Annotated in this window: 6 protein-coding genes; 5 read left to right on the top strand and 1 reads right to left on the bottom strand. The window is 62.0% G+C overall.

From position 1 onward, the window contains the following. Positions 1 to 21: 21 nt before the first annotated feature. On the bottom strand, positions 22 to 1,215 hold the full coding sequence (locus tag KBB96_RS15745; protein ID WP_211630455.1) for a XylR family transcriptional regulator: 1,194 nt from the start codon (positions 1,213 to 1,215) through the stop codon (positions 22 to 24). Positions 1,216 to 1,364: 149 nt separating this feature from the next. Here KBB96_RS15745 and KBB96_RS15740 point away from each other — a divergent pair, with 149 nt between their 5' ends. The 5 genes from KBB96_RS15740 to KBB96_RS15720 all read left to right on the top strand — a co-directional run bounded on the left by KBB96_RS15740 (position 1,365) and on the right by KBB96_RS15720 (position 10,397). Continuing rightward, positions 1,365 to 3,686: a beta strand repeat-containing protein gene (locus KBB96_RS15740; RefSeq protein ID WP_211630454.1), complete on the top strand. Its 2,322-nt coding sequence runs from the start codon at positions 1,365 to 1,367 to the stop codon at positions 3,684 to 3,686. Between the two features lie 129 nt (positions 3,687 to 3,815). Beyond that, on the top strand, positions 3,816 to 5,048 hold the full coding sequence (phnA, locus tag KBB96_RS15735) for a phosphonoacetate hydrolase (protein ID WP_211630453.1): 1,233 nt from the start codon (positions 3,816 to 3,818) through the stop codon (positions 5,046 to 5,048). A 10-nt stretch (positions 5,049 to 5,058) separates the two neighbouring features. Next, positions 5,059 to 6,534 (top strand): aldehyde dehydrogenase family protein, encoded by a 1,476-nt coding sequence (locus KBB96_RS15730; RefSeq protein WP_211630452.1) that lies wholly within the window; start codon positions 5,059 to 5,061, stop codon positions 6,532 to 6,534. A gap of 46 nt (positions 6,535 to 6,580) precedes the next feature. Further along, a complete protein-coding gene (locus KBB96_RS15725) occupies positions 6,581 to 7,714 on the top strand; it encodes a 2-aminoethylphosphonate--pyruvate transaminase (RefSeq protein WP_211630451.1) in 1,134 nt (377 codons plus the stop codon). A gap of 190 nt (positions 7,715 to 7,904) precedes the next feature. After that, positions 7,905 to 10,397 (top strand): GcvT family protein, encoded by a 2,493-nt coding sequence (locus KBB96_RS15720; protein WP_211630450.1) that lies wholly within the window; start codon positions 7,905 to 7,907, stop codon positions 10,395 to 10,397.

Below are 10,397 nucleotides of genomic sequence, written 5' to 3'. Positions count from 1 at the left end.
GTGCTGGTGTGGCGGAGCGGCTCAACTGTTCCGCCACGTGCCGGGCGTCACGCCTTTCACGCGCTTGAAGAAGCGGCAGAACTCGTCGCTGCCATTGAAGCCGCAATCGGCCGCGATTTTCTGAAGTGTGGCATTCGTCCGCTTCAGAAGTTCGCACGCGTGTTCGGCGCGGATGCGGTCGATCTCTTCCTTCGGCGTGCGGCCCAGCGCTTCACGGAAACGCACGCGCAACGCCTCACGGGACGCACCCACGCGGCGGCCGAGTTCCTCCGCGGTCAGTGGTTCCTTGGGATCGGCCTTGCGGATGAGATTGAGGGCGGCGCTGACGATCGGGTCCGGCAGTTCGACATGCCCGGTGGATTCGCGGACCACCACGCCGAGCGAGGGCACCTTGATCCGCGTGTCCGGGGCCACTGTTTCGCCACGCATCATCCGGTGCAGCAGCTCCGCAGCGGCCTGGCCGATGGCGCGGCCGGGAAAGCGCAGGCTGCTGATCGGCGGCCGGGTGGCGTGACAATAGACGATGTCATCGGAAACTCCCAGCACCGGGATGTCCTGTGGGATTCTCAGACCGCATTGGCGTGCCGCGCGGATCGCGCAAACCGCGGTGATGTCATCCTTCGCGAACAAGCCGCAGGGAGGTTGCAGGCGGCCGATCTGGCGCTTGCCCATTTCCTCGATCTGGCGTGCGCGCAGGTTCTTGGGAAACGTGCTGGAGGGGATGGAAATCACCTCCACCTCCAGATTCTCCTCCGCCAGACGCTGGCGGAAGCCCTCCAATCGCTCGTGGGAATAGACCCGGTTCGGATCGTGCCAGAAGGCGAAGTGTTTCAGTCCGAGCGTGAGCAGATGATCCGCCGCCATCCGGCCGCAACGCTGGTTGTCCATCGTCACGCGCGGGAACACCGGGCCTTTCGATGGTTCTTCGGAACTGAGATTCACCACGCTGATGCCACGGGCCTTCCACGCCTCCGCTTCCTCCTGGGTGTAGCGGAAAACCATCAGGCCATCGCCATCCCAGTGCTTGTCGAGCTTCACCGGTTCGATGTCGCCGCCGCTGGGTTGCTCGAACTCCAGCTCGAACTGCACCCCGGAGCGGATGAAATCCAGCACGCCGCCGAAGATCCGGTTGCCGAAACCCTGCGCCCAATCCGTGAGGCGCACGCCCACCCGGAAGAAGGGTTTGGTGGCAGGATCGGGAAGTTTCGCGGCCATGTCCAAGGCATCGTTCCGTCTGCATTAATGTCAATCAAATTGGCGGATGCGTGACGGGCCGGATGGGTCTTCTGGTAAAAAGGCCAAGGAGTTTTGCATGGCGGCCATTGCCGCCAGCGGTGGGGCCGTCAGTCTGCGATCGCTCCCCTATGAAACCTTCTCTCCTGCTTCTCGCATTTCTCGGCAGTTTCTCCACAGCATCCGCCGCGACGATCAATTGGACGGACGGAGGCGATGCCAGCGGTGCCTGGAACAACCTGCTTTTCAACAGCCAGGCGTACTCGGCCGTGGATGATCTGGTGATCGGCGGAACCGCGGCGAAGACCGTGACGATGGGTGCGGGAGTGACGGCTCCGGCCACGCTGCTGATCTCCAATACGGGCAATACGACGCTCAACAGCACGTCCGGCCCGGCAGGAGGAGCATTGACGAAGACGGGTGCGGGCCGGCTGATCCTCACTGGCGGCGCGAACAATTTTTCTTCCGTCTCCATCTCCGGTGGCCCGGCGTCGCAAACCGGTGGCGCGGTCGAGCTGAGCACTCTGACCGGTGGTGTTTACAACGGACTCGGCAGCGGTGCGATCACGCTGGGGAATACCTCGGCGATGACCGCGTTCTTTTTCGGCGCGTCCGGCACCTTGTCGAACAACATCGCGCTGACCACCAGCAACGCCGCCACTTGGTTGACCGGTACTGCGGGAGGACGCGTCACCACGCTCTCCGGCGTGATCTCCGGAGGAAATGCTTCCGCCGATCTGCGGCTGGACAACAACACCGCGGCCGGGGTCGGGCGCTTCGTGTTCACGAATGCGGCGAACACTTTCACGATCAACCGCTTTTTCATGAACCGCGGCGGCCTGGAGTTCACCAGCGATGGTGCTCTCGGCAATGCTGCGAACGATTTGTTTCTCGATGTCACCAGCAGCAATGCCGGTACCGGCCTGCTTTTCGGCGCGGACAATATCACGCTCAACAGCGGGCGCTCGGTGACGGTCAACTCCACCACCGTTGTCGATACCCAGACCTTCAACGGCAGCCGCATCGATGGCACGCTGACCCTGACCGGCCAGATGGTGAAACGGGGCGCGGGCACGCTCATCGTGAATGGCGCGGGCAGCGGGAGCGGTGGCATCCAGGTGGTCGTGGGCGGCATTCAGATCGGGGCGGGTGGAACCACAGGCTCGATTGGCACCGGGAACGTCTCGCTGGCGTCCGGCACCTCGCTTTCCTTCAACCGCACGGATACGGGACTCACCGTAGGTGGGGTGATCTCCGGGGCGGGGTCGGTGACCCAGAGCGGCACCGGCACGACTTCCCTGACGGGCACGAACACCTACAGCGGCGGCACGACGATCGCGTCCGGCGCGGTTTCCATTTCCAATGGCAGCGGCCTCGGCACCGGCGCTGTCACCGTGACCAAGCTCACGGGCGGTGACCTGCTGACGGTGACGAACAACGCGGCGATCACGCTTGCCAATGACATCGCGCTTTCCGCTCCCACGTCCGCGCAGACCTTCAATCTCATCAAGAACAGTTCCTCCGCCTCCGGTGGCACGCAGCTCAGTCTCACCGGCGTGATCAGCGGCGGCAGCGCGAATCACACGCTGTTCCTGAACACCAATACCTCCGGCGACAATACCACGACCTTCCGTTTCGCCGGGAACAACACGTTCCGGTCGAGCATCCAGCTCAACCGCGGCGCGATCGTGGTGGCGCATGCCAACGGTCTCGGCAATACCGCCAATATCCTCAAATTGGACGGTAACAACAACACCACGCTCGGCGACCTGCGGTTCGAGATCGGCATGACCCTGGCGAATTCGGCGCAGCTGATCGCCGGCCAAACCAATGTCAGCACCGGCACGAATGCGGTCGAGATGTCCGGGGTGATGAGTGGAAGCGGTGCCTTGAACAAGCTGGGCACCGGTGCGCTGACCCTTTCCAACACGAACACCTATTCCGGTGCGACCATCGTGTCCGCGGGCACGCTGTTCGTGAATGGATCTCTCGGGAATGGTGCGGTGACTGTGGCGTCCGGCGCGACGCTCGGAGGAACCGGTTCGGTCGGAGGTAGTGTGACCGTGAACGGTTCCTTCGCACCCGGTGCGGGCAATATCGAATCACTGAATGTCGGTGGCAGCCTGGCCCTCAACAATTCAGCGGATTTCGAGATCGATGCCACCAGCCACACCAACGACCTCGCGGTGGTGGCGGCGAATCTGGCGTTCGGCGGCGTATTGAACGTCACCAATCTGTCCGGGACGCTGGCTTTGAACGATAGCTTCGACCTTTTCAATTTTTCGGCCGGCACGGGCACCTTTTCGGCGGTCAATCTGCCGACCTTGGACGGCGGCTTGAGCTGGGACACGTCCGCCCTCTACACCACCGGTGCGATCACCGTGGTGCCGGAGCCGGGGACTGCTTTCGTGGGTGGTCTGGGCCTGCTCCTGATCCTGCGCCGCCGTCGTTGATGTGGTGTCGAATCCGACAGATCGGGCTGCCGATTTGTCAATCATGTTGGGGTTTCTGTCGTGGACAGGCAGTCCGGTCGGGACGAGCATGGGGATGTTTCATCCCATCCATTTCGTTCGTTCCGAACCATGTCATTTGCCGCCAACAACCGGTCTTACAATCCTCCCGCCCGTCCCATCGCCGTTCTCTGCATTGACGGTTGCGCCGACGAATATATCTCAGCCTCAATCGCTGCCGGGAAAATGCCGCGCACCGAGGCGATGGTGAGAAAGGGCTACCGCGGTATGGTCCGGGGGGCGTTGCCGTCCTTCACCAACGTCAATAATTCGGCGATTGTGACCGGGATGCCGCCTGCCGTGACTGGTATTTGCGGAAACTTTTTTCTCAATCCGGAAACCGGCGAGGAGGTCATGATGAACGGTCCGGAATTCCGCCGCTGTGGCACCCTCTTGACCGCTGCCGCGGATGCCGGTCGCAAGGTCGCCTTCATCACCGCGAAGGAGAAGCTCCGCACCGTGCTGGGCGACGGCATCGTTGAACGCGGAGGCATCGTCTTCTCCTCGGAGAAGGTGAATGAGGCGAAGAAAGAAACCCATGGCGTGGATGATGCCGAGTCGATCATCGGCAAGCCACGTCCGGAGATTTATTCCGGGGATGCTTCCGTTTATGTGCTGGAGGCAGGTGCGGCGCTCGTCGAGCAGGGCAAGGCGGACTTCCTCTATCTCTCGCTGACGGACTTCATGCAGCACAAGTATGCTCCGGAAGCTCCGGAGAGCCTGGAGTTTTACGGCCAGCTCGATGAGCAGATCGGCCGCCTTCTGGATGCCGGGTGCATCGTGGCCGCCACCGCCGACCACGGCATGAATGCCAAGAACAAGGCGGATGGTTCTCCGAATGTGATCTACGTGGAGACGCTGCTGAAGGAAACCTTCGGCGATAATCTCCGCGTCATCTGCCCGATCACCGATCCATATGTAGTGCATCACGGCGCGCTCGGTTCGCTGGTGATGGTTCATTTGGAGGATGCTTCCAAGACGGAAGAGATCGCCGATTTCCTGATCCGCCAGGATGGCATCACCGAGGTCTACAACCGCGAGATGTCCGCGCTGAAGCTGGAGCTCGCCCCCGATCGCATCGGTGATCTCACCGTGCTCTGCGGCCGTGACTATGTCGTCGGCAAGACGCCGGAGCACCACGATCTCAGCGTGCTGAAGGGTGGCCTGCGCTCCCATGGCGGCCGTTACGAGGAAATGGTTCCGCTGTTGCTCTCCGAGCCCCTCAATGCGGAATACGTCCGCAAAGCGCAGGGTGATCCGCGCAACTTCGATGTCTTCGATTTCGCTTGCAACGCCAGCAACTGATCTTTCTGTCATGAGCACCACCACTCTCGAAACTCCCGCCGCCGTGAACGGAGCCGCCACATTCACTCCCGTTCACATGCCCGCCTACATCGCCGGTCGTGCGGTGGAAACGGGGCGCACGCTGGAAGTCCGCTATCCCTATGACGGTTCGTTGACCGGTACGGCGGCATTGATCGGACACGAGCATCTCGACGAGGCGATCAAGGCCGCGTTGGAAGGCGGTAAGAAGCCGCTGTCCCGCCACGAACGCTCCACCATCCTGCGCAAGGCCGCCGCATTGCTTGCCGAGCGCCGTGAGGAATTCGCCCGCCTCATTACCCGCGAGACCGGCCTTTGCATGAAGGAGTCCCGCTACGAGACCGGTCGTAGTTCGGACGTGCTGGAATTCGCCGCCATGGAAGCGCTTCGCGATGACGGCCAGGTGTTCTCCTGCGACATCAGTCCGATGGGCAAGCCGCGCAAGATCTTCACCACCCGCTATCCGGTGAATGTGATCGCCGCGATCACGCCCTTCAACCATCCGCTCAACCAGGTGGCGCACAAACTCGCCCCGGCCATCGCCGCTGGAGCGCCTACGATCCTGAAGCCCTCCGAGCGCACGCCGCTCACCGCGCTGAAATTCGCCGCCCTGCTCTATGAAGCGGGCCTGCCGGGCTGGATGCTTTCGATGTTCCTCGGCACCCTCGATGAAGTCATCAATCCGATGATCGAGGACGAGCGCACCGAAGTGGTGACCTTCACCGGCTCCGTGGAGATCGGCAAGGCCATCGCCAAGCGCGCCGGTTACAAGAAGCTCTGCCTGGAACTCGGCGGCAACTCGCCGCTGATCGTGCTGGAGGATGCCGATCTCGATCTCGCCGCGAAGCTCGCGTGCGAAGGCTCGTTCCGGAACTCCGGCCAGCGCTGCACCGCCGTGAAGCGCATCCTGGTGCAGGAGAGCATCCTTGAAGCCTTTACGGAAAAGTTCGTGGAGCTCGCGAAGACCTACAAGTCCGGCGACCCGGAAGCCGAAGATACGGTCGTTGGCACCGTCATCACCGAGGACTCCGCGAAGCTGCTTGAGCGCCGCGTTCACGATGCCGTGAAGATGGGTGCCAAGGTGCTGCTCGGCGGCAACCGCAAGGGCGCGCTGCTGGAACCGACCGTCATCGCCAATGTGCCGCGCGATGCGGAGATGGTGCATGAGGAAAGCTTTGGCCCGCTCGGTCCGATCGTGACCATCAAGGATCTCGATGACGCGATCAACTATTACAACTCCGGTCGCTTCGGCCTGAGCAGTGCGATCGTGACCAACAACCTTCAGGCCGCGATGCGTGCCTCGAAGGAACTCAAGACCGGAACGACCAACGTCAACGAGGTGCCCGGCTACCGCCTTGAGCACACGCCGTTCGGCGGTGTCCGCGATTCCGGCCTCGGCATCAAGGAAGGCGTGGTGGAGGCGATGAAGTTCTTCACCCACGTCAAGACCTTCAGCCTGCCGTGGTGATCGCACCCCGCTGATTTCAAATCTCAAATTTCAGATTCCTCCCGCTATGAACCTCGATCTCGAAAATCCGTACATCCTCCTCACCCCGGGGCCGCTTTCCACCTCGCCCACCGTCCGTGCAGCGATGCTGCGCGACTGGTGTACGTGGGATGACGACTATAACCTAGGCGTGGTCACTCCGATCCGCGAGGGCCTGGTGAAGCTCGCCACCGTGACGAAGCCGGAGGATTACACCGTCGTCCTGATGCAGGGCAGCGGCACCTTCTCGGTCGAGGCCATGATCGGCTCCGCGGTTCCGGAAAACGGCCGCTTGCTGGTGTTGGCGAATGGCGAATACGGCAACCGCCTCGGCCGCATCGCGAAGACGCTGAAGATCGACACCATCATCCACGACTCCGGCGAGCTCGCGCCGCCGGATCTTGGCAAACTGGATGCCGAACTCAGCGCGGACAAGAGCATCACCCACGTGGTCTGCGTCCACAACGAGACCACCACCGGCATGCTCAATCCGCTGGAGGCCATCGCCAGCATCGTGAAGCGCCATGACCGCTTGTTCCTCGTCGATTCGATGAGCGCCTTCGGCGGCATCCCGCTCGATGTGGCGGAACTTGGGATCGACTTCCTCGTTTCGTCCGCGAACAAGTGCATCCAGGGCGTTCCCGGCTTCGGCTTCGTGATCGTGAAGAAGAGCGTGCTGGAGAAGTGCAAGGGCAACTCCCGCTCCGTGTCGCTCGACCTCTACGATCAGTGGCAGGGTATGGAGAAGGGGCACGGCAAGTGGCGCTACACCAGCCCGACCCACGTCGTGCGTGCGTTCCATCAGGCGATGCAGGAGCTGGATGAGGAAGGCGGCGTTGCGGCACGCTTCGCACGCTACACCGAGAACCAGCGTCGTCTGGTGGTGGGCATGGAGAAGCTCGGCTTCAAGTGCGTGCTGCCGCATGCGCTGCACAGCCCGATCATCACCGGCTTCTACAATCCGGAGGAGCCGGAGTATGACTTCATGAAGTTCTACGAGCTGCTCAAGGAAAAGGGCTTCGTCATTTATCCGGGCAAGGTCACCGGCATCAATTCGTTCCGCATCGGCACGATCGGCCACGTGTTCCCGGATGACATCACCCGCCTGATCACCGCCATCGAGAAATCGATGTACTGGGTGAAGGAAGCGGCGGCGGTGTAAAACGAGAGTCCTCCATGGCACGGGCCTTTTGGGACAGGATTAACAGAATTTTCAGAATTAACAGGATCGGAGAGAGGTGGCTGGTTCCCGGGCTCTTCATGTGAATTCTGTAAAATCCTGTTAATTCTGTCTGAAGAAGGTCGGCATCATGGAAACCGGAGATTTTTCTTTAGGTTCAATTGGGGAATCCATGTCCGTTCAAACCCTCCACGACAACACGCCGGTTCGCGCGTCCTTCGAAGTTCCCCACAGCGATCTTCCGAAATCCGCGCGCGTCGTGATTGTCGGCGGTGGCATTGCCGGCACGGCGGCGGCTTACCATTTCGCCCGTGCGAGATGGACGGACGTACACCTGCTGGAGCAATCGAAGCTCGCGTCCGGCACCACCTGGCACTCCGCCGGGCAGGTGGGACAGCTTCGGGCGAGTTCCGCGCAGACGAAGGTGAACAAAGCGTCGGCGGAGTTGTTCGCACGGTTGAAGGAGGAGACCGGTCACGATCCCGGCTGGCTTCAATGCGGCGGGCTTCAACTCGCTTCCTGCGAAGAGCGCCTGCTGCAACTCCAGCGCAATGCTGCGATGGCGGAGGTGTTCGGCGTCGAGGCGCGGGTGATTTCCGCGGAGGAGTGCCGCTCGTTTTATCCGATGCTCCATACAGAGGACCTCACTGGCGGCGTGTATCTGCCCGGCGATGGTCGCGTGCTTCCCGGTGAATGCACTCTCGCTCTCGCAACCGGCGCGATGCAGGGCGGCGTGAAGATCCATGAAGGCGTGCGGATCACCGGCTTGATCCACTCCACCGATCGTCGTGGCATCAAGCGCATCAGCGGGGTGACCACGGACCAAGGCGAGATCGCCGCCGAGTGGGTGGTGCTGGCGGGCAACATGTGGATGCGCCAGATCGGACTCGCCGCAGGCATCGACATTCCGGTTTATCCCTGTGAGCACCACTACGTGGTGACCCGTCCGATCGAAGGCGTGACGCGGAATTCACCCTGCACCCGAGATCCGAATGCAGGTCTGTATTTCCGCGCGCTGGATGACGGCGGCATGAAGCTCGGCGCGTTCAAGAAGCGCTCGAAGCCGTGGCAGATCGGCGATGCGGTTCCGCATCCCTTCGCGTTCGATCTGCTGGAGCCGGATTGGGAGGACTTCGAGGAACCGCTGGCGGCGCACTTCCATCGTCTGCGCGGCATCACCCGCGAGGACATCGTGAAGTTCGTGAACGGCCCGGAGGCCTTTACGCCGGACAACAATTTCATCATGGGCCAGCCGCACGCGACCGAAGGGTTGTTCGTGCTCGGTGGCTGGAACTCGGCGGGCATCGCCTGTTCCGGTGGTGCGGCGAAGTATGCGGTCGAGTGGATTGAGAACGGCGGCATGACGCTCGATCTCGCGTCCGTGGACATCCGCCGCTTCCTGCCGTTCCAGAACGGGCGGAAGTATCTACAGGAACGCGTCAGTGAAGTGCTGGGCCTGCACTATCAGATGGCGTGGCCGAACCGGCAGATGGAAACCGCGCGGGGCATCCGTGCATCCGGCCTCTATGACAAGCATGTGGCGGCGAACGCGCTCTTCGGCGAGACCGCCGGTTGGGAGCGGCCGTTGGCCTACGCCCCTGCGGGCGTGAGGCCGGAGATGGGCTATTCGTTCCTGAGGCAGAACTGGCAGCCTTGGGCCGCGGAGGAGGTGACGGCGTGCCGCACCGGCGTGGCGCTGCTGGATCAATCAACCTTTGCAAAGTTCGAACTCGCAGGCCCGGGCGCGCTACGGCTGCTCCAGTATGTGTGCGGCGGCAATGTGGACGTGCCGATTGGGAAAACGGTTTACACCGGCTTGTTCAATGCGAAGGGGACTTTCGAAAGCGATCTGACGGTTATCCGCACTGGAGACGAATCGTTCTACATCGTGACCGCCACCGCCCAGCAAAGCCGCGATGCGGATTGGCTGCTAAGGCATTTCCCGGAGGATGGTTCGGTTGTGCTGCGGGACATCACCGAGGAGAGGAACGTGGTGTCCGTGATGGGGCCGAAGGCGTTCGAGGTGCTCGGGATGCTGACGGATGTTTCATTTGCGGATGAGGATTTTCCGTTCGGGACTTCGCGTGTGATTGAGTTGAAAGGTATTCCGTTGCGAGCGGTGCGGATCAGCTACGTGGGCGAGCCGGGATTGGAGCTGCATGTGGCGAAGCCGTTCGCAGGCGTGCTGTGGGAGCGGTTGATGGAAGCGGGTGAGCCGCATGGCATCCGCCCGGCGGGAACGCAGGCGATCAATACGATGCGGATCGAGAAGGCGTTCCGCGCGTATGGGCATGAACTATCCCCGGCCGAGACGCCGTTGGAGGCGGGGCTGGCATTCGCCATTGATTGGTCGAAGGATTTCCTTGGGAAAGAGGTGCTTCTCAAGCAGAAGGCGGAAGGCGTGAGGCAGAGGCTGGTTTGCCTGGTGTTGGAAGAAGCGGAGCCGAACCTGTGGGGTGGGGAGCCGATCTTTTGGGATGGAGAGCCCGCGGGTTACACGACCAGCGCGGCTTGGAGTCCGACCATCGGGCGGAGCATCGCGCTGGGGTATGTGAAGCGGCCGGACAAGCGGGTGCTTTCTCCTGCTGCGATCAAGGAGGGTGCTTTCGAGATTGGTTTGTTCGACAAGCGCCATGCGGCGCGTGTTGTCACCCGGGCTGTGTGA

It is taken from the genome of Luteolibacter ambystomatis (assembly GCF_018137965.1).
Lineage (GTDB): Bacteria > Verrucomicrobiota > Verrucomicrobiia > Verrucomicrobiales > Akkermansiaceae > Luteolibacter > Luteolibacter ambystomatis.
Note: the sequence above shows the minus strand (reverse complement) of the source record. Positions and strands in the feature narration are given on the sequence as shown.

Coding starts and splice junctions, on each gene's coding strand:
- KBB96_RS15745 (WP_211630455.1), bottom strand. CDS start 1,215: ATGGCCGCGAAACTTCCCGATCCTGCCACCAAACCCTTCTTCCGGGTG.
- KBB96_RS15740 (WP_211630454.1), top strand. CDS start 1,365: ATGAAACCTTCTCTCCTGCTTCTCGCATTTCTCGGCAGTTTCTCCACA.
- phnA (WP_211630453.1), top strand. CDS start 3,816: ATGTCATTTGCCGCCAACAACCGGTCTTACAATCCTCCCGCCCGTCCC.
- KBB96_RS15730 (WP_211630452.1), top strand. CDS start 5,059: ATGAGCACCACCACTCTCGAAACTCCCGCCGCCGTGAACGGAGCCGCC.
- KBB96_RS15725 (WP_211630451.1), top strand. CDS start 6,581: ATGAACCTCGATCTCGAAAATCCGTACATCCTCCTCACCCCGGGGCCG.
- KBB96_RS15720 (WP_211630450.1), top strand. CDS start 7,905: ATGTCCGTTCAAACCCTCCACGACAACACGCCGGTTCGCGCGTCCTTC.